This is a genomic window from Ruegeria sp. CDSC002 (genome assembly GCF_059610905.1).
Genome location: NZ_JBXWOM010000003.1, coordinates 397185 through 418949 on the forward strand (window position 1 = coordinate 397185; position 21765 = coordinate 418949).

The 21765-nt window shown below is 52.5% G+C and carries 23 protein-coding genes and 1 tRNA gene; 6 read left to right on the plus strand and 18 right to left on the minus strand.

Going from position 1 to position 21765, the window contains the following annotated elements; genetic code table 11:
* Positions 1–1078 precede the first annotated feature (1078 nt).
* The 12 genes from AC2FJE_RS08185 to AC2FJE_RS08240 all read right to left on the minus strand — a co-directional run bounded on the left by AC2FJE_RS08185 (position 1079) and on the right by AC2FJE_RS08240 (position 8758).
* Entirely contained in the window at positions 1079–1651 is a 573-nt protein-coding gene (locus AC2FJE_RS08185) for a hypothetical protein (RefSeq protein WP_496760845.1), read from the minus strand.
* A complete protein-coding gene (locus tag AC2FJE_RS08190; protein WP_496760846.1) occupies positions 1639–1860 on the minus strand; it encodes a hypothetical protein in 222 nt (73 codons plus the stop codon). The genes AC2FJE_RS08185 and AC2FJE_RS08190 overlap by 13 nt, the downstream gene beginning before the upstream one ends.
* Positions 1853–2629, minus strand: a complete 777-nt coding sequence (locus AC2FJE_RS08195; protein WP_496723900.1) for a hypothetical protein — start codon at positions 2627–2629, stop codon at positions 1853–1855. Before AC2FJE_RS08195 ends, AC2FJE_RS08190 begins: the two co-directional genes overlap by 8 nt.
* Positions 2629–2826 carry a hypothetical protein gene (locus tag AC2FJE_RS08200; protein WP_496723898.1) on the minus strand — a complete coding sequence of 66 codons (198 nt, stop codon included), beginning with the start codon at positions 2824–2826 and terminating at the stop codon, positions 2629–2631. Before AC2FJE_RS08200 ends, AC2FJE_RS08195 begins: the two co-directional genes overlap by 1 nt.
* Positions 2810–3403 (minus strand): hypothetical protein, encoded by a 594-nt coding sequence (locus AC2FJE_RS08205; protein ID WP_496760847.1) that lies wholly within the window; start codon positions 3401–3403, stop codon positions 2810–2812. Before AC2FJE_RS08205 ends, AC2FJE_RS08200 begins: the two co-directional genes overlap by 17 nt.
* 3 nt (positions 3404–3406) lie before the next feature.
* Positions 3407–3913 (minus strand): hypothetical protein, encoded by a 507-nt coding sequence (locus tag AC2FJE_RS08210; protein WP_496720525.1) that lies wholly within the window; start codon positions 3911–3913, stop codon positions 3407–3409.
* 19 nt (positions 3914–3932) lie between these two features.
* Positions 3933–4026 (minus strand) — tRNA-OTHER (locus AC2FJE_RS08215).
* Positions 4027–4511: 485 nt separating this feature from the next.
* Positions 4512–4793: a hypothetical protein gene (locus AC2FJE_RS08220; protein WP_282154323.1), complete on the minus strand. Its 282-nt coding sequence runs from the start codon at positions 4791–4793 to the stop codon at positions 4512–4514.
* Between the two features lie 119 nt (positions 4794–4912).
* Positions 4913–5125: a hypothetical protein gene (locus AC2FJE_RS08225; RefSeq protein WP_496720527.1), complete on the minus strand. Its 213-nt coding sequence runs from the start codon at positions 5123–5125 to the stop codon at positions 4913–4915.
* Between the two features lie 49 nt (positions 5126–5174).
* Positions 5175–6296: an alanine/ornithine racemase family PLP-dependent enzyme gene (locus AC2FJE_RS08230; protein WP_496720529.1), complete on the minus strand. Its 1122-nt coding sequence runs from the start codon at positions 6294–6296 to the stop codon at positions 5175–5177.
* Positions 6293–7492 (minus strand): N-acetyltransferase DgcN family protein, encoded by a 1200-nt coding sequence (locus AC2FJE_RS08235; RefSeq protein WP_496720531.1) that lies wholly within the window; start codon positions 7490–7492, stop codon positions 6293–6295. Before AC2FJE_RS08235 ends, AC2FJE_RS08230 begins: the two co-directional genes overlap by 4 nt.
* A gap of 912 nt (positions 7493–8404) precedes the next feature.
* Positions 8405–8758, minus strand: a complete 354-nt coding sequence (locus tag AC2FJE_RS08240; RefSeq protein ID WP_496723895.1) for a hypothetical protein — start codon at positions 8756–8758, stop codon at positions 8405–8407.
* Positions 8759–9425: 667 nt separating this feature from the next.
* Here AC2FJE_RS08240 and AC2FJE_RS08245 point away from each other — a divergent pair.
* Positions 9426–10256 (plus strand): class I SAM-dependent methyltransferase, encoded by an 831-nt coding sequence (locus tag AC2FJE_RS08245; RefSeq protein WP_496723893.1) that lies wholly within the window; start codon positions 9426–9428, stop codon positions 10254–10256.
* Between the two features lie 186 nt (positions 10257–10442).
* On the plus strand, positions 10443–12158 hold the full coding sequence (locus AC2FJE_RS08250) for an adenylate/guanylate cyclase domain-containing protein (protein WP_496720535.1): 1716 nt from the start codon (positions 10443–10445) through the stop codon (positions 12156–12158).
* A 244-nt stretch (positions 12159–12402) separates the two neighbouring features.
* Here the strand turns inward: AC2FJE_RS08250 and AC2FJE_RS08255 are convergent, their stop codons facing one another.
* Positions 12403–12597 (minus strand): DUF1059 domain-containing protein, encoded by a 195-nt coding sequence (locus AC2FJE_RS08255; RefSeq protein ID WP_282170805.1) that lies wholly within the window; start codon positions 12595–12597, stop codon positions 12403–12405.
* A gap of 31 nt (positions 12598–12628) precedes the next feature.
* Positions 12629–13039, minus strand: a complete 411-nt coding sequence (locus AC2FJE_RS08260) for a GFA family protein (protein ID WP_496720537.1) — start codon at positions 13037–13039, stop codon at positions 12629–12631.
* Positions 13040–13222: 183 nt separating this feature from the next.
* On the opposite strand from AC2FJE_RS08260, the gene AC2FJE_RS08265 reads away from it, so the two are divergent.
* The gene (locus AC2FJE_RS08265; RefSeq protein WP_496720539.1) at positions 13223–14095 is read left to right on the plus strand and encodes a LysR family transcriptional regulator; all 873 of its coding nucleotides are present in this window, start codon (positions 13223–13225) and stop codon (positions 14093–14095) included.
* A 55-nt stretch (positions 14096–14150) separates the two neighbouring features.
* Here AC2FJE_RS08265 and AC2FJE_RS08270 read toward each other — a convergent pair whose 3' ends face one another.
* The 3 genes from AC2FJE_RS08270 to AC2FJE_RS08280 form a co-directional block, all read right to left on the minus strand.
* Complete coding sequence (locus AC2FJE_RS08270) at positions 14151–14546, minus strand: rhodanese-like domain-containing protein (RefSeq protein ID WP_496760848.1); 396 nt, start codon at positions 14544–14546, stop codon at positions 14151–14153.
* Positions 14547–14732: 186 nt separating this feature from the next.
* Positions 14733–16379, minus strand: coding sequence for a hypothetical protein (locus AC2FJE_RS08275; RefSeq protein ID WP_496758656.1), 1647 nt, complete (start codon positions 16377–16379; stop codon positions 14733–14735).
* A gap of 385 nt (positions 16380–16764) precedes the next feature.
* Complete coding sequence (locus AC2FJE_RS08280) at positions 16765–18045, minus strand: tetratricopeptide repeat protein (protein WP_496760849.1); 1281 nt, start codon at positions 18043–18045, stop codon at positions 16765–16767.
* 266 nt (positions 18046–18311) lie between these two features.
* Between AC2FJE_RS08280 and AC2FJE_RS08285 the strand changes: the two genes are divergently transcribed.
* The 3 genes from AC2FJE_RS08285 to AC2FJE_RS08295 all read left to right on the plus strand — a co-directional run bounded on the left by AC2FJE_RS08285 (position 18312) and on the right by AC2FJE_RS08295 (position 20664).
* Positions 18312–19232 carry a sulfurtransferase gene (locus AC2FJE_RS08285; RefSeq protein ID WP_496727530.1) on the plus strand — a complete coding sequence of 307 codons (921 nt, stop codon included), beginning with the start codon at positions 18312–18314 and terminating at the stop codon, positions 19230–19232.
* 64 nt (positions 19233–19296) lie between these two features.
* Positions 19297–20088, plus strand: coding sequence for a class I SAM-dependent methyltransferase (locus AC2FJE_RS08290; protein ID WP_496758654.1), 792 nt, complete (start codon positions 19297–19299; stop codon positions 20086–20088).
* Positions 20089–20154: 66 nt separating this feature from the next.
* A complete protein-coding gene (locus AC2FJE_RS08295) occupies positions 20155–20664 on the plus strand; it encodes a MaoC family dehydratase (RefSeq protein ID WP_496727528.1) in 510 nt (169 codons plus the stop codon).
* A 164-nt stretch (positions 20665–20828) separates the two neighbouring features.
* On the opposite strand, the gene AC2FJE_RS08300 is transcribed toward AC2FJE_RS08295, so the two are convergent.
* Positions 20829–21680: a LysR family transcriptional regulator gene (locus tag AC2FJE_RS08300; protein WP_496760850.1), complete on the minus strand. Its 852-nt coding sequence runs from the start codon at positions 21678–21680 to the stop codon at positions 20829–20831.
* Between the last annotated feature and the right edge of the window lie 85 nt (positions 21681–21765).

Genomic DNA, 21765 nt, shown 5'->3' on the forward strand with positions numbered 1-21765 from the left:
TAAGCGCCTCATATCGACTTAGTGCCTATAGGAGCTCACAGCAGAAGCAGGATATGTAAACCTATCGCTGAAGAGAGCTACCAACGGATCGGAAACTCAGAAAACCCGTATCTGATTGGGCGCGATATGTTGGTCAGCATTTTGCATGGGCGTTTCTCGTACTCAAAACTCGGAGGTCTGCGCAATCGAAAAGACGCGGGTGTAGTTGATGTGACTTTCACGCCGACAAAATGTGACAAATTTGTCAAATCATTCGACCGCGCTTCAAGCAACTGGCAGCCTCATTGATTAGCCGATTTGTGCATTTCGTCTTTTTCAACGAAAAGGCGCCTCCGAACTCAGCACTGCGTCACCGGCAGCAAATTTATCTACAACGAATGGCATATCTCTCAGCCTCGCTTTCATTTCGTGCACCGCCCAGGTTGGGATAGGTTTGACACGCCAATCAGCATATCAAACTTCCGCCAATATCTCAATAAAACATTGTTTTTAAACATTTATCCTTGGGAGTACTTGCGTTGCAAAAACCGACCCTGAATTAGGCTCTGCCTAATTCACTTCTTCCGAGTAAGGATAAATTGAAAGAGAGATAGTTGTCGTTGCGGCATGAGAGAGCGCTCAAGTGTAAGAATAGAATTCCTGCACTTTCGTCTCGTCAAATGGCCTCAATAGCCAAATCACCCGTGTCCTGATCGAGGTGATTCGCCGATTGTTGAAACTGGAGTCGGGGCTCTTTGGAACTCTCGGCAGTCTCCGCTCAATGTGCTCCGACACTATCGCAGTCAATTAATCGGGACGGTTTCGCGGCGGTTAGTCCAATAGTGATATTGCGCGGATTGCCTTGCAAGTTATCAACGGCAAAAATGTTCATTTCCCGGAGCTGTCGAATTCACGCACCGGTTTTGCAGTAAAAAGCCGGGATTTGATGATTTTATTCAGGTCGCGAAAGTTATGCATTTGCAATATCGCGATCTCGCATCCTGCGGACCCGATCAGTGTTTTGAATAATCCCATTTCAATGCGATTGGCCTTTTCGCCGCGTTGCTTGATGATCTTCACCAAGCATCGTGCGCCATACTCATCGCGCACCTCCTTCCTCTGAGGCCTTCACTGCTTGGTAGCAGGCCCACAACCGCTCCACCTCTTCGCGAGGAACATCAGATATCCGCTTGTGTACCTTCAGTTGCTGTTTCATCGCTCGACGAGATGCATCATCTTGCATGATTTGTTCCGCACGAAGTACGTCGACTTTGTGTAGATGCCCAACCTCTGCTTCAGCCAATAGACGCTCCAACAATCCTGAAGTCGCTGAAGAATCCGAGTAGATCCATCCGGCTTCACAGAACTCGATGAGATCGAGTGTTTGGTTTGCTACCTCCTCAGCGACCGGAGCCGTCGACAGGTCGATTGGAGACGCATCCAGAACCTGTTGTGGCCATGATCGCGCAGGATAAATGGGCGAACTCCAAATTTGTGGCTTGTCATCGATCACCCTCAAAACTGCGATCTCAATCGGGTAAAAGCTGTCTTGGACGGCGACGATCCTTAAGTCGCAGAATATGTGGCTGACTGTTGGTTCCGGGAGGCCAAGGTCTTGATAGGCGCTACCAGACCCTTCTGTGATTTTGTCTTTTTCGGTCACTTTGGCCACTTATTCTCTTTTATCCAGATGTCTGTCCATTCTGCTGGTCCATCAGCTGGAGCAGCGTCCACGATGTGCTCTTGTACAGTCGTCAGAAGTGCCGGCCATGCATCTGAATCCTTTTTCAGACGTGCTTTTAGCTCATCAATCAGGTCATCCAGAGGGATGGACTCCAACGGACGTCCAAAGGTCTCTCCATCGGAAAGCTCATCACTCAACGAAGGGATTCCAATCGCCTTGCTCATGACAATGCGCGCACAGGGCAGTTGCCTTGTGCTTCTTCCGTACGATATCCCCGACATGACCACATCTTGCACATGTGCGCTTGCTGTCCAGTACGAGACGCTTGAGCGGGAGATCCAGGCATTGATCGTACCGACGGAAGATGATCTGGATTGAACCGTCTGAGGCCGCCGTCACATCCGAGATCTGCACTTGAATCGGTGTCTCACAGTTCTCTCGAACCAGATGCTCTGCTTCCGCGAGGAACCTTCCAAGCAGGACGAGCCGACCCGGACCAATGCTTGGCCATAATGATGCCGTATCAGCGCTCACCAGGTCTGGAAAACGATTTGCTACGTTGAGCTCAAGATCTGTTGGCCACCTCGCCTCAGCGCCTTCAAATCGACTTTGAAGGTAGTTGTTGTAGCACCAGCAACAAAGCGTCGTGAGATAGCCCTGGATGCTTTGGATTCCGGCAGAATTTCCACATCTCTCACACCTCTTCTCGATCTCTTCGACACGCGTCTCCAGCTCGTCGAAGATGTTTCGATTGCATTCTCGTGTGTAGACGCGCAATCCGCCGAGTTTTTGCTTGATCTGCACGACCACCGGCAACTCATCCCCAAAGATGTCAGGGTGTTGTGCAGCACTGCGCTTTACATCCTCAAGCACCAGTGCGAGTTGGTCAGCCCATCCCTGGCGATGCTCTCCAAGCTCCTTCAGCACGCTTGTGTGGATGTCATTCCAGTCGACAACCTGTTTCATCACTCATCCTCCAGCGCGTCAGCTTTCTCATGAATAACACGCCTGATTTCTTCTTCCGTGAGATCTTCGATACCTTCGAAACCCTTGGGTGAGCTTGGGAGCACGACATTGCGTTCACTGTCGTGAACCGCAATCGACAGGCGTAGGAATCTCGGATCTTCAGTTTTCGAGAAAACTGGGTCAATCGTCCTGGCCATCGTCATTCTCTTTCTTAGCGATGCGCTCATCCAATTCGCGAATGCTCGCTTGAATCAGCGACAGCAATTCGTTGTCACTCTCATTCACCTTGCGCGCTCTGATTTCCTCTGCACTGACCGGACCAGACAGTTTTGCGCGGCCCAATGCGATCTCTGCTGCTTGCAGTGCCAAAAGTGCCCTGGTCAGTGGATCAATCTCGACGCCATCAATGAGAGCATCAAACTCCTCTGCGCCGCTGATCGGATCAGACAGCGGTACTTGTCCGGCGAGAAATTTGGCCTTCTTCAGCTTCAGGAATGCGCGCGCCACCTCATCAGCCTTAGGGCGGGGCTCTCGCGCACCGGTCTTCTCTAGCCACATTGAGGCGATCTTCTCAACCAGTGCCCACACGGTCTGCGTGCGATCATGCAGCGAGATCTCGAAGCGTACTGCTTTCTCTTCGATACCGAGCTGCTCGGACTGTCGTTCGCTCACGCGCACTTCGTAGTCGCAGAGCCCACTAATATCATCGCTGACGTTCCCGGCATGGGCCCGGGCAATCTCTCTTTCGTTTGCGAAGACGACGATTTTGAGCATCACTCACCACCCTTTCTTCACACATGCAGGGCAGCGCCCCCGATCATCAGTCCGGTCGATCTGGCCGATGTAGCCGCAAACAGAACAGGTCATTCGATCCCGAACAGGCTTTTTCCGAACACCAAAAAACCTCTTCCTTTCAGGGTGGCGCTTGCTCGCGACATCATGCGCGCACCAACAGCACAGGGTCGTGTACCACCCATCCAAAATGTGGGTCTCGGCAGCGTTTGAGCATCGTTCACAGGTACGATTTTCTCGTGCAATCGTGACGGTGATGATCGACTGGATGTGTCGATCATCACACCGGTGGTAGATGCGGAGCTCTCCCAGTTTCTCTTTGATCTGGAGGATGAAGGGGTAGGTGGCATCCTTCAGATCGCAGTATTCTTTGATCTCTGTGAAGAGCGTCGTCGCCAACCCAGACCAACCTTCGGGTGTACGACCGAGGCTCTCCTCGACCGATTGCTTGATATCGTTGAAGTCAATTGTGTTCGTGACGTCGTCCGCCATGTCGGACTCCTCCTGAGGATGGTAGGAGGCGTCGGAATCGAACCGACTCGTGCACTCTAATCTGGAGCAATTACAAGGATATAAGCCTCGCCCGCATACCAATGCTGCCTCCCACGGATTTCGCGTGGGTTATCGACCTCAGGTCGATATTCGTTGGCAGTGGATGCGTGTGTACGTCATGAGCCAAAGCTGAACCAGATCGTGTCGCCATGTCAAGACGGAGTGTGCTGCACTTCGAAATTCACCGCGTAGTTCCGGGAACCTTCTCGCTAAACGAGTGCCAAATAGGCTGTCCGCATCGCAGAATTGTAAGCACAGTAGGCATGTGCGGTCTAAGGCTTTCTCTAGCCACTTATACGAAAGTCAGCGACGGTCGATACCGAGGCCACTTTAATAGACGCTACGCGGTGCCCAAATTGCAGCAAAGCGCAGATAGCGACCTTTGCAAAGTTTCGCGGACGGCCCAAACCGAACCTTCTAAAATAGGCTTTGCAGCTCCGGGTTGCGGACAAAAGTAGCTTTCGCTGCGCTTGCACCAATGACCGTTTTTTCTGGTATTCATGGCCCAGTTTCTTTGCAAAATCCACGTCCAAAATATCTAAAACTCATCAAATTCCGGGACGTTGCCAAGCCTAATGAGGAAACTTGGCGACCCGACTTCGCCACTGTTCGGATCTTCACTGACCATGTAGGCATCGGCGCCAGCGCAATCGTCGGATTGCGCTTCTCTTTCTGCTCTGTTTTGTGCTTCCGCTGCCGTGGAGTATTCAAATTGCTTGCCAATTTTCAAGCTTCCTTGCCCTCCGCGTCCTGGCTTCCGTTCCACATATGTTTGGCAGATGTAGTGAACTTTTTCTGAGCTCTCATCTGAGAGTGTCATGGCAATATCCTTGAAACGAGTACGGGCGCTACTGATGCATGAGATAAACAGTGCTCGCTAGCCACTTTGTTTGTGTTTCGCTCAATCAAGTCGCGCGGAGAGGAGGGCCAACGATCCTGTCACCGCTTTTTGGCGGGCTTCGGCGGACAGGCTTCAGATGGAGTCGTCGCATCCCTTTCGAGCCGAGTTTTGCGAAGCCGGGCGTTCTTGATCTGTCTTTGCTCAGCTTCTTCGTTGACCATTTCCCTAACGACCCGCGTTGTTTTGTCCATCGGCGTTTCCGCCTTGGGAACGTGTGCATTGAAGACAGTTGTTTTTTTCAGCTTTGCCAATGGTTATTCTCCTATCCGTTTTCAACGGCGCATTTGTCAGTTGAGTATTTCAAATTGATGCCAGGTGATTGCCTGGTCCTTGAGAGACACGCGCGTGTCGTAAAGGACTGCGATGGAGCAGCTTTGTTTTAACGTCAGGAGCGGACATAGCTTTCATCAACGCACTATAGTTCATTTGGAATCTCATTTCCGATCCTACGTTTGTTGTCGAATGGGGTGTGCCGATGACAAGATGGTCGCTTGTTGCACCGATGAGTCTGTTTCTGGGAGGCATAGAAAGCCCCAAAACGTCCGTATCTTGCTGACCAATGGCGAGAACTAATTGTGTGCTCTGTCCACTTTTTGGAACAAGGTGAAGTCTTTTGAATACCGGGTCGCAGATGCTCTGAGGGTAAGATGAAGGTTTGGACCCTGTTTCAATGACCTCGGCGACAAGCGTAAAGGCATCCGTATACATCCCGCCTATCTGATCTCCGGAAACCGGATCAACGCCCAGAAGTATTGCTTCCCCCAGCCTTAAATCGTTGATGCGACCAGCTGGGTGCCCACTGAAGGCCCAAGGAAGGTTGGCCGAGTTACCGCCAGATACCGTCTGAAGGAAGGGGCCACACTGCCCCTCTGTGTCATTCGCCAAGACAGACAAGGCGTCCATGTCTGCTGCATTCGGGGCAATTCCACTCAGGCATGCGAAGTTCGCTCCGATGCCTTTTAGCGCGACACCTGGCATATCCACCACTTGCCGTGCAATTGAACCGAGGTATTTGGGCATGACCCCTTCGCGCAGATCGCCCATCTCAACCATCAAGATAATGCCGTGAATGCAGTCCTTCCGGATTGCGGCGGCGGCTAGAGCGGTAATCACGAGGATTTCTGTGTTGTAGCTTGCCTCACAGTACTGGACGACCTGATCGACCTGGCTCAGCATTGGTGTACGGATCAAGGTGATCGGGCATGTCATGCCCGCATTGCGTAACTTCCGAACGTTGCTAAGACGCGCTTCTGCAAGTCCCACAGCGCCACCGTCCAGCATGGCCCGAGCGATGGTTGGATGCCCGCACACCGCTTTGGTCACACCGGTGACGCTGATGCCGCGTGTCTTGAGGCGCCCGATCACAGTCTTTGCATTGTGGCGTATCTTGCTCAGATGCACCTCAATGCGGGGTGTACTCATATCGCAGCCACAGGCGTGGGTTGATGCAACCCAGGATAGGCGGCGACAACCATTGCAAGCAAATGCGATGCCGGCCGGCTGAGCACATCCGTTACGGGTAACCCGAGCATTTGTGACTGTGCGGCGATAGTGTCGGTAATCTCGGCCTCAGACATCCCCTCGTGATTGAGCGTGACGCCGATGACTTTTGTGTCAGCAAACGCTTCGATGAGGGCAATCTCACTTGCAGGCTTGGGCATTGACATATTGGGAAAATCACAGCGATGCGCGCGCTTTGGAGCGTGTTGAAGGATCACGGCGTCCGGCTGGCTGCCCCGCAGGATAAAGGCGGATGTGCAGAACGCCGGATGGCTCAACGCTCCTTGACCTTCAATCAAAATGACATCGGGTTGTTCAGCCTCGGAAGCGTCAACAATCGCACCTTCAAGCTCGCCGCAACAGAACTGCGGCGGCACGGCATCCATTGCCACTCCAAATTTTGCGCCCTGCATCAAACCCGTTTGGCCCGTACCAACAAGAACAGTCTTGATGCCCCTTGCATTCAAGGCGCGGGCCAATACGGTCGCTGTTGTCCGTTTTCCAATGGCGCAATCGGTTCCAAGAACCGCTATGCGCAGTGCCTTCACACCTGCAATACTTCCGTCGAACAGACGCATATCCTTGCTGGGTTTAGGTTTTCGAATATCTCGAATGGTGACTTTGCGTTCGACTGCAAAAGACGCGATTTCGAGATCATCGCTCAAATACTCATGCAATCCACTGACGATGTTCATACCAAGTGAAATCGCATCGAGAACAACGTCGCGATCTGTCGATGAGAGTCTCCCCGTAGATGGTGCCATTCCGTAAATGAGGGTATCTGGGATGACGGTTTCATGGGCGATAGCAGCGTCCAAACTTCTAAAGACCGGAATGTGGTTTACTGCATCGTCAAGAATCTGCCCGCTGTCTTCGCCGTCGTGGTTGCTATCAATGACAGACAGGATCCTGTAGGCCTCTGAATGACGAACAAGGCCATTAGCAGTTTTGCCATCAATGTTGGCGAAGTTACCTTGGCAATAGACAATCGCAGTTGGTGGCGAGACGATCTTAGTGGTAGAGATTGATCTTATGGGTTCATCGCTGGTCAATGGCGGCGCTTGTGCACCGCTGACGGGACGACGGATAGTGTTAGCCGCGCTAAAGTCGGTTTTCATGATGTTTCCTTTTTGTGGTCGACACCGAAGGCAACGCTGCCGTCACCATTGAGTAATGAAGTCGAGAATATCGTGCCGCACGCTCAGTTATCGAGAATGCAAAGTCCCTTAGATAACTTGAAATTCTTGTTGCAGTCCCACCGGTTTCCGGACCTGTCGAGATGGGCATTCGCAGGAAGGTCTATTACGTCACAGCTCGCACCTAAGGCAGCGTATCCCCGCTCGCACTTCCATCCCGTTCCGTAACTTGCATCGTCAAAGAAGGCATGTTCAGGGATCACAACGGGCGCGCACGACCCATCTTGTGCAAAGTACCCACGTTCGCATGTCCAGGGTCGACCGTGTCCTGATGAATTCAGATACGCGTTGGCCGGGACTTCAATAGCGACGCAAAGGTCGTCCGATGCTTCGAACCCCCGTTTGCATTTCCACGCTGGCCCATAGGTAGTAGCTGCCAGGTAAGCGTTTGCGGGTACGACAATTTCTTGGCATGTGTCGTCGATTTTGAGAAAACCGCGAGAGCAATGCCAGCGCTCACCTGATGGATCAAGAAACCCGCCATCAGGTACAATCACCGCAACACAGGCCGTGTCATCCTTCTTGCGAAACCCATGAAGACATTCCCAACCAGAGCCATAGGTGCGGTTGGTCGGATACGCATTTGCTGGCACTATGACAACGGCGCAGACATCGCCACTCAGCCTATACCCGGCGTTACATTTCCAGCCGCCACCGTAGCTCTTTGCAGTGGCATTTTCAGGCACAGGTTGCGATGTGGATTGAGCATATGCAGGCGTTGAAAACAGAAGCAGAGCACAGATTGGGAGCACAATCAGAGCCGCAATCATCTGAATGCCTGGTGACGGATGCGCTCCCCAGATCGCCTGACAGAGTTGCGGCATTGCCTTTGAGTTATGATCCATCCAGCTCAAGCCCCGCGATACAGGCATCTGCAAGGTCACGGCTTGGCGTTTCCGACCCCGGCAACGTAGCCCAACCCGTATCCATCATAGCCTTGCGGCGACTGAAGCCAGAGGCCTCTTGGAGGGTTACGATTATTTCTTCGCGCTTGGGGTCAGCAGCTGACCTGTTCAGGCAAACCGGCACCATCGCGAGCGTCACTTCTTCGCTTGCATGGTCCTTCGCCAATTCTTGAGCGCCACCGCTGGTTGTCCACCCGCCCCAGGTAAAGCCAAGGATTGAGACCGCAATCGCACCACACAAAGCACCGTAGATGCCTGGTTTCGTCCATTCTGGAAATGTCATTTTAGATCCTCTGGCGGAGAAAGCGCCGCCGCGCTGTTTTGTGTCTTTTTGCGCATTCTTATTCTCGCGCTAGGGCCATTCCCAAGCCGCGATGACCGATAGGCGCAGTTCGGGCCTACCGGAAGCTCGTTTGATCAACGGTTGCGTTGTGGTTCTTTGGCAAACCGACGGTGCGTCTGATCACCAAAACGGATCAACAAACGTCACAAGCGATGTGGTTGTGCGCGAAAACATCGGCAACGTTCCCAAACATCAGATCCAAGTAGAGGACGTGACAGCTGAATTTTCATGATGGAAGAACTTAGTTTACTCTGGCAGGCGATACGCCTAGGCCGCAGAAAACCAGAACCTTAGTGGGGTGTATATAACCACTTGGCGACGGTATTACAACGTTCATGGGCTTAACGCTTTTTTCACGGCCCCGATACAGATGAAAGAATTGGTTACAACCCAGCCTTCGCCTCGTGTATCGGCAAATTCGTGACCACTTGTGTAGCCTCTATAGCATGCCACTCTGAAGCCGACATTCGCTGCATCACAGAAAACATGTAGTTTGGGCTCGAAGCGGTCATTCGCGGCAGTTGGTACGAACGACCACTCTGCGGACAAAGCTGACATTCAAGATCACCGAGTCTACCATAGCGGCATAAGTTAGGGAGGCTTCAACATGACTGATCCCAATGAAGTCGCGCACCACTACCACTCCGGTCACTTGCTAAAGCGAATTTCTGATGGTTGCGCAGCACTGGACTTGACCCCACCGATTTCTCGCGACGCTTTGGCGCCGGTTGACGAGTTTCACATTGGCGGACGCCTTGCGACCGAACCTTTTGTGAAGGCTTTGGACCTTTCGCCCCAAAGTCGGGTTGTCGATTTTGGATGTGGCCTCGGTGGTCCTGCCCGCTATGTCGCAGCGGCCACTGGGGCTCATGTGACCGGCATCGATTTAACCGCCGAGTTTGTTGAAACAGGACGCGCCCTTACAGAATGGACGGGCATGTCGGATCGGGTTCAACTCATCGAAGGCAGCGTACTTGATCTGCCGTTAGAATCTGACTCGATGGACGCTGCTTACATGATCCACGTCGGCATGAATATTGTGGACAAAGTTGGCATCGCGCGGGAGGCAATGCGTTTGCTTAAACCAGGGGGTATTTTTGCGATTTACGATGTGATGCAAGTCGGCGAGGGCAATATGGATTATCCAGCGCCTTGGGCTTCGACTTCGGATCAGAGTGCGCTTGCACCACCAGAGACATATGAGGCGGCTTTGAAGTCCGTTGGTTTCGAATTGACCGATAGGATCGACCGCACCGTGTTTGCCAAACAATTCTTTGAAGATTTGGCGGCTGCGCAAAGCCGTGCGGATGGTCCTCCACATCTTGGCCTGCATCTGATCATGGGCGACGACACAGCGATAAAGGTCCAAAACATGGTGCGAAACATAGAAGGCGGATTGATAGCCCCGATTGAGATCCACGCCCGTCTGCCCATCTAACTTTGCGTCCGCACTGGGCTCGAATTAATCATTCTCTGCGGTGTGCGGATGGGCCGATGGCAGCCCGAAGCAGACAATCACAGTCACGCTTTTCAGTTTTGCACCAAGCCATTCACTAGGACATGCGCGACGTTCAGGAAATCATGTTGTCTTTTCCAAGCAGCGTAATTTGCGCTACCATTAGACATGAATGGAGACCGCAGACTTTCCGCAGTACTCTCGGCCGATGTAGTAAACTACTCAGGCCAGATTAAGGCAGATGAAAATAGGACTCTCGGCGAACTTCGCGTTCTACGTCGAGAGTTATTTGATCCTTTGGTTAGCGATCATCGCGGTAATGTCGTTAAGAGGATGGGTGATGGATGGATAGTCGAGTTTAACTCGGTATCTGATGCAGTACGATGCGCCCTTGATCTTCAAAGCCAGGTGTTAACTCAGTCCTCATTGAAACTACGAGTGGGTGTGCATCTTGGAGATGTCGTATTCGACGAAGATGACATTTTCGGCGATGGCATCAATCTATCCGCACGTCTACAAGAGGCTTCCAACGAAGGGGCTGTGTTAATTTCAGATGTCGTCCATCGCAGCCTTGACGAGCGCCTCGCTGAGCAATTTTATCGCGCTGGAGAGCGACAGTTTAAGAACGCGCCGTCACCAATAGAAGTTTTCCAATGGTCGCCGCCAGGTTCTGCCCCACCGCGAGTAACTCCGGCTAGCCATACAAAGTCTCTGCTAATCGGCGTCTTACCTTTCGATAATCTTTCTTCTGACCCCGATCAGGAGTTTTTTGCAGATGGAATTACCGAAGAGATCATCACCACTTTATCAAAACTCCCGAATTTACTGGTCGTCGCGCGTAACTCTACATTCGTTTACAAAGGTCGCTCCGTTGACGTGAAACAGGTCGGTCTGGAGCAGGGTGTCGATCTTGTTCTTGAGGGAAGTGTCCGTCAAAGCAGGAACCGGGTGAGGATCACAGCACAGCTAATCGATGCAAAGTCCGGTATGCACATTTGGGCAGACCGCTATGATCGCCTCATTGAAGATGTATTCGAAGTTCAGGATGAACTCGCACTTAGGATTGCAACCGAGTTACAAGTCGAACTTTTGGCGGGAGAAATGGCTCGTTTCAGAGGATCCGGCACGAAAAACCTAGGCGCGTGGACCGCTCAACTAAAGGCCGTGGAGGCTTCGCGCAGAATTACTAGGGAAGCTCACGCCGACGCTCGCCGATTTGCACAACAGGCAATTGCACTCGACCCGGGTTACTCGGCTCCGTACTGTACTTTGGGATTCATTTGCACTGTCGAAGCACGACATGGATTTGTTGCTGACCGGCGTGCCGCGCTAGCGGAGGCTCGTGACTGCGCTCAGCGGGCTCTGGAAATAGACAGCTACAACCCAGAGGCTCACGCTATTGCGGGTTTTGCAGATGCAATCGATGGCAAGCTGGTTTCGGCTATCGATAAGTTCAACGAGGCACTAGCGCTAAATCCAAACCACGCTGACGTGGCTGCCAGACTGTCAATCACCCTAGCTTTCAATGGCCAGGCAAATGAAGCGATCCAAGTCGCACAACAAGCCATTACCCTGAACCCTCACTATCCAGGTTGGTATGCAGGCGTTCTGGGTTTAGCCCTTCGACTTGACGGTCAATACGAGGAAGCCAAGAAAGCATTCACCGAATATGGTCAAAGGGTTGAAGGCTTTGGTCACCTCGACCTCGTAATCGTCCATGTAGAGACAGAGAACTTTGAGGCCGCTCGCGATGAAGCACGGAATGTGATGAAATACCGCCCTCAGTTTTCCATATCGGACTGGGCGAAAACTCAACTTTTCTCTAACAGAAAAAGGCTGGAGAAAGACTGTGCGTCTTTGCGACTAGCCGGTTTGCCTGAATAAGAGCAGGGTTTCGCTGTAGCAGGTTGGTTTGTGATGGAAACCGATCTCACACATTTCCGATTTGGGTTCGTGATGGCCTTGCGCTTCTAGGTGCCTTGGCGGTGGGCCGCAGCCCAAACCGGATACTCACAAATGGGCCCAGCAATTTCCCAGTTGCAGAGGAAAGTTGCCCTTCGCGGTTAAACAAACCAAGCCGAAAATTTTGGCCGATTATCCCTAGGAATTTGAGGCCTAATTTATTTGATCACGCGGGCTTTATCAGTGTTTCCAGATATTCTCGAGTGTCGGCGTCCCACGAGCTGGGGTCCTCTCCATGAGCGACCACCGCGTGGAGTTCCATGAGCTTCCAGACTTCGTCCTTGGTCGCAGCAACTACTTTACCTGGGCAGGCCTCCATGCCTTCGCAATCCTTGCAGGCATATGAGTATGCAGTGTTCATCGCTTTCTCCTCCGTGCGCTCGGAAAGTTGGTTAGAACTCAAGAAACGTCGGCAGCCCGTCGTCGAGTTTTATCCATGGCTGCTGATGCGAAACGAAGACATGTGCTTTTGGCTGAGTAATCGATGGGTCGTCCAACGTCACAGCAGAAAACCACGCGTCAGCGCTCCAGTCTTGGCCCTCAACTTCATTTAGGGCGGCATAGGTCAACGTCGTTCCACAGTCCCGACAAAATCCGCGGCGAATACCCGGAGTTTTCTCAATGTGTTGGATTTCGCCTTTGATAACGGCGAAGTCTTCGGCGGCTACCTTAGCCCAAGTTACAAAGGCACCGCCAAGGGCCATTTGGCATGAACGGCAATGGCAATGACCCGACCACGCTGGCAGGGTCGCTAACTGGTATCTAACAGCACCACAGTAACATCCACCTTGGAGTTTTTCCATCGTATCAAGATCTCCTGGCATGCGGCTAGGTTGACATCGGCACTAAAGCATCCGCTCCAAAATTTTATAATAGCCGCTCAGATTTCACTGTGAATAATGTCAAGAATGCCGATATCATGCGACTCAAATAGTTTAACCAAGCATTAGAAAATCTACAGTATGGATTGGTTGCACCTTCCCCCGATGAACGCTTTGCGCGCTTTCTCAGCAGTTGCGGAAGCAGGGAGTTACACCGTGGCGGCTGAACGCTTGAACGTGACCCAAGCGGCTGTCAGCCAGCAGGTGAAATCGTTGGAAAGACATTTGGGTGTAGCTCTCGTTGCCAGACGTGGGCGCAGCATTGAACTGACTGAGCCAGGCATCATTCTTTCACGTGAACTGGGTATCGGCTTTGAAATTATCGGAAGGGGTGTCCAACGACTGGCGGAACATGCAGCGCACCGTCCCGTTCAAGTGACAATGTCACCAGCATTCGCGGTGGAGTGGCTATTGCCGAGAATGGCAGAGTTTCAACAACAACACCCAGAGATCACTTTGATGCTGAACCCAACTTCTGAACTGGTTCAGATAAAGCCAGGTGGCATCGATGTCGCCATTCGGTATCACGACAGACGCATGCCGAGAAAAGAAGAGGATACTGTTCTTGTCTCCGACATGGTCGTGATCGGGGCACCTTCACTGTTGGGAGGCCAAGATTTGCCTGACCCGGCCTCTTTAACGAAGCTGCCCTGGTTGCAGGAACTGGGCACAAATGAGGCGGCCGACTGGTTCACCTATCATGGGGTCGTACCTCCCGAGCCATTGACCATAAATCACATGCCGGGGAACCTGATCATGACAGCGGTTCGCCGGGGCGACGGTATCACGTATTCCGCCAGAGCTTTTTTCGAGGACGATCTGTCATCTGGTCGGATGATTGAGTTGTTCTCTGAGCCACTCTTCGGCGTCTACTACATCCAGACGCAGGTAGAATTTCAGCGTCCCGAGGCTAAGGTGTTCGTCAACTGGCTAAAATCTCAGTCGCAAGTCGTATCGAGACACAACTCTGGAAGCTGAGACGTATCTATTTCCACCTGCTCTGTTTGCTCAAGACCGTTGGTTTCGCCGTTTCTTAAGGCTGCTCTGTGGAGGAGCCAGCTGCGATCAGAGCCGCCATCCCTCCATCGATAAACTGCACGTTTTGAAAACCCATCGCAGTCAATACGTTTGCCGCTGCCGCGCCTCGGTAGCTAGGAGCGCCGCCACAGGTGGTGAAAATTCGCCTTCCACGATCCTGTAACTCTTGAGATCTGTATTCACTTTCAAGGTCTGCCATCCAAGCGACGGCGCGACCAGGAGCCAGAATTGCTCTAGGGCTGATACCTGTAGCCGCCATTTCAGCGCTATCCCTCACGTCCACTAAAAGTACGTTGGGGTCTTCGATCAGTACTGCCAGTGCGTCAGTTGCTGAAATCGGATCTGCTTTGGATATTTCCCGAGCTTCCATTTGTGCGAATGTTAAGACCATATTGCCCCCGGACTGCAAATCCTGCGCTATGCTACCATGCGGCTGATTTACCGCAAAACGGCATCCAAGCGATGCTTGGCAGTCTTGTGGTCGCCCAGGCGGTTGCCATCAACGAAGTTAAACAAGTCCCGGTCAAAGGCAGAAGCGGGCCTCGCAAATGCCCCAGCCATTGCTTTTGATCAGTGATTACTCGGCGGCCAAAGCCTTCTGCCTGCAATAACACGATGCCTTGATCGGCACCTCGGCGCGGGCAGTGGCCTTGTCCAGTTGTAGCTTAATATGGGCGGCTTCGACCGTTTCACCGCGCCGGGTGAGACATTCGTGCAAGCCATGCAGGCTCCAGACGTTGCCGGGATGCTGACAGGCCCGGCTAAGCGTTGCATCCAGGCCAAGGTCTGCACGGTAAACAGCTTCGGCTTCCTCCATCTGGCCTTGCTCAAGAAGAAGAGCACCCAGCGCATGACGGGTGGGTTGCATCCAGCCCCAAGGCTCGTCGTATGGCAAGTTGTCGTCGATCTCGACTGACTTTCGCAGGTGGTCAAAGGCCGTTTCGTGCTCTCCTGCGTGATAGGCCAACTCACCCAGCATCATTTGCTCAGCGACCTTCAGAATGTCCCGGCATGTGTTGTTGAACAGCATTCGGGTCTTAGGAACTCTGGCCAGAGCATAATAGAATTTGGCTTTTTCACTCTCGGCTTCGGCGACCCTGTGTAGGTTGGCCAAGGCGACCGTCCTTGCGTAACGCATCATGGCAATGGTCACGCTGTAAAGCTCTTCATCCTCTGGCAGATCCTGATCGAGAATATCCTGCCAGCGACCAAACCTGATCAGCACATGTTGCTTCATTGGTATGAAGCCTTCAAACCAGTCCGCCATCGGCCGAAGAGTGTCTGACGGCAAGGTGTCGATCAGCTCATCGGCGGCTTCGATTGCTGCCGATGGTTGCCCCAAGAACATCGCACCGTATATTTTAAAGTGATAGTTGTGGCACCGATAGACGGAATAGAAATTGTCAGGGCCTTCGCGCTTCAGAAACTTGCGATCTGCCAATATGGCTTTGTGATTGCGCAGTACCACGTTCATGTAGTCTCCGCACAACACGTCGATATGGGTCGGCATGTGCAACAAATGCCCGGCCTCGGGCACCAGCGTGCTGAGCACATCGCCGTGACGCAGTGCCCGTTCGGGGTGGGGCGACATTTCCATCAGGTGAATGTACATGTGCAATAGTCCTGCGTGCTCCCATACTCCGGAAAGTGTATCGAACGCATTTTCGAGCACGGATATTGCCTCGAGCGTATCGGCCCCTTCGGCGGGCTTTCCGGTCGGCAAATCCCAAAGCTGCCAAGGTGTCCGGTTCATGAGCGACTCGGCCAGAATCGCAGACACGTCCAGGTCCTGATCGAATTCGGTGTGAACCTTTCGCATCGCATCAGCGAAGGCATCATTCCACGGGCTGAAATCCTCAATATCCGATGAAGATGGATAACGCGCTGGAATGGCATCGATTAGCGCGCGTTCAACAGGCGTCAGCCGCTCCTTTAACGACGCAGCAGCCTCGATTGACGCTTTCGCCAAGGCGATACAGTCAGGCTTTTCGTCTTCTTCGAATGTTTCCCAGGGCTTGTTGTAGTTCGGCCCAATACAATACGCGATGCCCCAGTGCGCCATTGCGCAATTTGGATCTGCAGCTACAGCATTCTGAAAGCATACAATCGCTTCTTCGTGGTTGTAGGCGTAAGTCCAAGCCAAACCACGATCAAACCAAAGCTGGGCTTCGTCCGACGAGGTTGTGATCTTTCGACTGTAGCTACCGAGATCATAGTATTCCATCACAATAACCCCCTAATTAAAGGTAGGAGGTTACCACAATGGGCTGTTTCTCGATACTGGCGCCATCAAAGCCGACCCAAGGCATAGACCCGTCTTATATGAACTCCATTTGATCGAAGCACTCTTCTTGGCGACTGATCAACTTGTCGGCCGCGTGAGTGACGCGCCGTCCAATCCCTCCACTGTAGCCCACCGACAAGACCACAAACACCGCTCGCACACACCTAAGACGGGCTTTTGAGAAAGCTGATGTCAGCAGTCAGATTGGTCTTTTCCGCCAACTAACACTTTTGGGGCTTGGTAGCGTCGTGCGACAGCTTCCGTTCTAAGTGGTGTTGAAAACGTGTAATTTGGGCTCATTGCGGGCGTCAAAGATTCAGGCACCCTATCCTTCTAGCGTGGCAACTGCATGGTCATGAGAGGTATGGGGTCGATGCATGTTGAGAATGCGTCGAGCTTCATTCGATTGTCCCGAAATTGCCAGCGCATGCGCCAATGAAAACTCAATTAAGTCGCGTTGCGCCCGGCTGCCGCCTAGGCGCTCGTGCTCAGACATGACACCTACAAATTTCTCAATCGCTTCATCCGCATTTCCATCCGCCAACGCACGGAATGCGCCTGCGACCGAAGCAACGGTGGGGCCTGCGCGGCCCTTTGCGCCGTCAATGGTTGTTTCCAGACGCTCTCTGTTTCCAGCCATCGCACGCGCAAGAGCAGCGTGAACATCCGCAAAAGCCAAGCCAGGTGAAGGAAAGAACTGAACAGCATAGTCGCTGAGTTGTTGCCAACGCTCCTGAGGAATTTGCTCACCAGCCAAAAAGGCGCGGTGAACAATTGCCACACTATCAGTCAGAACGTTCAGTGGTGGCGCAGGAGGTCGGTCGGGGGAAACATAATCATCGAACAGCTTCCACATACCCGCCACATCGCCGCTCTCAAGCGCCCACAGAGCAACGTGCCAACTGAGATGGCAGTGCAGATACGCCGTGAAGGGATAGTCTTGCCAGAACTCGCGCAGATAAGCGTAGCCAGCGTCCGTCTCCCCGTTCTCATAGTAGAGATGGGCCTTGACATGTGCACTGTGTGCGCTGTCTGGCTTCAATTCAAGCGCGCGCTCAATGTTTTCAGCGGCCAGGCCAATCTGTCCGGCCTCCATCTGGGCAAATGCATGCTGGCAGAGAAACCACCAGTCGTCGCCATAGTGTGGCTTTAACATGGTTGTGTACGCAAGCTGCTCCGCCTCGCGTCCTGCCTGACCTGAAAACCCAATCAGACCAAATACGCTGGTACATGTCTGAGCCAGCAAAATATCTCGCGGATGGTCTGCGACGTGATCTCGAATGCGCCTGTAGGCCTGCGGTGCACGCCCCTCAATGAGATCGCTGATAATGTCGATCTGGGCGGCTTCGCTCGGGCTGACGCCATGCGAGAGTTCCTTTGCGACGGCTATTTCACGCTTTGCATCTTGTCCACGCCCGACAGTAACAAGGTAGCGTGCAAGCCCAACATGAGGCATAGCAAAACTATCATCTGCCCGCATTGCAGAACGGTAAGCGTCTTCAACATCATCAAAAGCGCCTAGAAAACGGTCGATGCCTTCAACGTAGGCGTCTCGCGCAGCTTGTGATGTGGTCGTTAGCGGGCTTTCGTATCGATCTTCAAGCATCCAAACCTTCCACTATCTGTACCAAACCTGTCCGTCAGCGAGCTATATGAGCATGCCTAGCCATAAACGAGTCAAAGGAAATCGACGTTACGAGGCACCATGATTTCAGCATCAGTTTCTTTCAGAAGCCTCATAAAATCATCGAAATTTCGTTCAAACCATAGTTGCTTCACCAAATCCAGATTTTCCAAAATTGGACTCCGAAAGCAATTTTGAGGATTATTCCATACGGCTCGACCCACGTCCGGTTAGAGGAGAACGTAGGGATGGTAATACACAATCGCCCACTCATTGATACGGCTTGGTTGGCAAATAACCTGACTGACCCGAAACTGCGCATCATTGATGTTCGCTGGAAGTTTAGGGAGGAAAACGGCAAGGGCGTGGCCTATGACGATAGGAGCGAGTTCCAAGCCGAGCACATTCCTGGCGCAGTGTATGTTGGCATGTCGACAGAGCTTGCAGACGGCACTGAGAACATTCCCGATATGATGCTTGGGCCAGAGGGTTTTGGGGAAAAGATGCGCGAGTTGGGTGTTTCCAACGACAGTCATGTCGTGGTCTACGATGACTCCGGGCTTCCGCTGGCTTCCGCGCGTCTTTGGTGGGCACTTTCGCACTATGGACATAAAAACGTGCAGGTCTTGGACGGCGGCTTGCAGCAATGGAAACTCGAAAGTCGACCCACTGAAACTGGCGATCTAACCGTTGAGCACGGTGACTTTGAACCAACAGTGCAGGGTAATTGGATTGCCCACAAAGCTGATGTTCTGCACGCGATAGGTAAGCCCGGAGTCAGAATTGTGGACTTTCTGCCAAACGACCTCTTCCGAGGCGACGGCCTTCACACATGGGGAGGTCGCTCGGGACATATCCCCAGTGCCGTCAACATACCGGCGATATCGAACATCGATCCGGATTTGGCACACACACCCATTGCCGAACGGGCTGCGAAACTAAAGGAACGTGGTTCATTTAAGTTGGCGGATCATTCCAAGCTCCTCAAGCACTATCAGGACAAGGGAATTCAAATTGACGATGAGGTCATCGCCTATTGCGGCCGTGGCATAGCTGCTTCTTGTGGGCTCCTTGCGCTGCGCCAAATTGGGTTCGAAAAGTCCTGCCTGTATGATGGTTCATGGGCTGAGTGGAGCGCCGATGAGAGCCTTCCGGTTGAAACCTCGTGAGACTACGATTTTGGGTCATTTTGGGTGGTCCAATTATTAACGCGTTGCTAGGAGGATATTTTTGATGACGGACAAATTCCGGCTGACCAAAGAAGCTGCGCAGAAGTACAACAACCACAGTGTGCCTGCGATGTTTGGCCCATTGGCTGAAGCAACCATGCAGAAGGTTCAGCTTCGAAGCGGCGCTTGTGTCATCGACATTGCATGCGGCACCGGGGCTTTGACGCGAGAGATAGCAAGGAAACTGACCGGCGAAGGCCGGGTTGTTGGCGTAGATCTGAACGAAACCATGATTGAGGTCGCGCAGTCCTATCAGCCGGATTGTCGTCATGTGCTCGAGTGGTATGCAGCAGATGTAACCGAGTTACCTTTTGGAAAGGCTACGTTTGACTATGCCTTCATACAACAGGGGCTTCAGTTCTTCCCTGACAAATCCGCCGCGTTGCAAGAAGTTCATAGGATCTTGCGCAATGACGGTCAGCTATTTTTGACATGTTGGCGCGCTGTGTCGCCCTTCAATGGAGCGCTTTCAAAAGCTCTCGAACGGCATGTTGGAACAGATGCCGCAGTCAAGGCCAGAGCGCCTTTTTCGTTTCGAGATGGGGGCCTCATATCGAACTTGTTGGTCGATGCAGGCTTCAAGATAGCTCGTCACGAGCCGTTGGTACTAGAGCGAAGATTTATTGATCTTCGTGCGCAGATCATGGCGCTGCCAATCGAAACTGATCTTAGGGATGCAGGTGCTGACGTCACCAACAAGGTCGTGGAAGAGGTTGCAGACGCTTTGTCTAGATATGACAAAGAAGGCGTTTTGCATGTACCGCAAGAAGCGCACCTTTTTGTCGCCACGGCATAGGTCAACGACCACTGGCTCAGTTCTCAATTACGATCTTTACCATGGTCGAATGACAATGCGGCATTAGTGGCTGCCGAGCGTGGCTCCGCGTTGACGGTTGAGTGTGCATCAAACTATACTTTTGCCATGGTCAGCGGAAAATACATCGACGATTTGTCGGTTGGCAGAACCTTCGAAACCGGTGGCGTTACGCTGACCGAGGGAGCGATTATTGACTTCGCACTGGTTCATGACCCGCAGCCCTTCCACGTTAACAAAGTGGCTGCCGCAGAGTCGATTTTCGGCGGTCTCATCGCCAGTGGATTTCAGACAATTGCGCTTACTTTCAGGTTGTTCCGCGACACTGGTGTACTTACCGGCACCAATCTGGGTGGACATGGTATGGACGAGGTGCGGTGGCTGGCTCCGGTGTATTCCGGTGACACGATCAGCGTGCGCGTCACGGTTGAGGCAATTACACCATCACGTTCGAAGCCAGACCGGGGAACGGTCAAATTCCGATACCAGACATTTAACCAGAACGATGTTGAAGTTCTTAACCTGGTCATGCACCACGTGATGGCATATCGGAGTTAAGGCGGTTTGCAGCGACTTGGGCGCGGCGATCAATTCGACCTCACTTTGTCATCTTCAAGAGTATCCTTGGGCTCGCCACATAAGGCTTCTATTCGCAATTGCGGTCGTGGCGTACATGCAAACAAGTTTGTTCGCGTGTTCTCAATCCTTTTTTGCCCAAATAACTACTTATAGATTGCCGCATAGCGAGGTGCGAAGAACTTGACGAAGGCTTTAACCTCTGGCCGACGATAGGCTTCCGGCGAAATGAGCATTAGGTGCGGCACCGCAAGTTCGGGGATTTCGTCGAAACATCGGATAAAGGACATGTCTGTTTCAACCAGCTTGACATTGCTGATCCCAAGGCCTTGCCCTGACCTGATCGCCGCATGCATTAGCTCCAGTTCAGTGAAAGACATGACGATCTGTTCTGGTGCCACGTGATTGGTCAACCATTCGTGGAAAACATTCGGTACATCGTCCCGCTGAAAGGTAACAAACTGATGCCCGGCCAGATCATTTGTTGACCCCGGCAGGCCAAATTTGTCCGCGTAGTTTTTGCTGCCGAACAAAGACCAGCGTGCCGTGCTAATCTTCCGGCAGATCAGGTCAGGATCAGGATCGGTTCTCGCAAGGCGCAACGCAATGTCTGCCTCCCCGGCCATCAGGTCCAGCGTCCGAACGCTGGACAAAAACTCGAATACGACGTCCTGATTGTCGGCGGAAAACGCGTTTACGATTTCGATCATGCGTGCTGAGAAGTTTGCCGAATAAGCGGTGATACGGATGGGTTGTGTCGACGTCAATTCTTTCGCGCAGTCGGTAAATTCGAGGACTGAAGCCTCGATTGCTTCGGCGAGGGGAACGAGGCGAAGGGCTTCTCGGGTCGGTTTGAACCCGTGCGTACCGCGCTGAAACAGCGTCAAGCCTGTTTCTTTTTCGAGAACATCAATGCGCCGGGCAACCGTTGGTTGGGAGACCTGTAGCTTTTTGGAGGCCGCAAGCGTCGATCCTTCTCTGAAGACAGAGAGGAACACGCGAATATCCGACCAATTTCGGAACCCGTTCTTCATTTTTGTAGAACAGCACAATTTTGTGCTGGATACCAGAAAAACGGGTGAA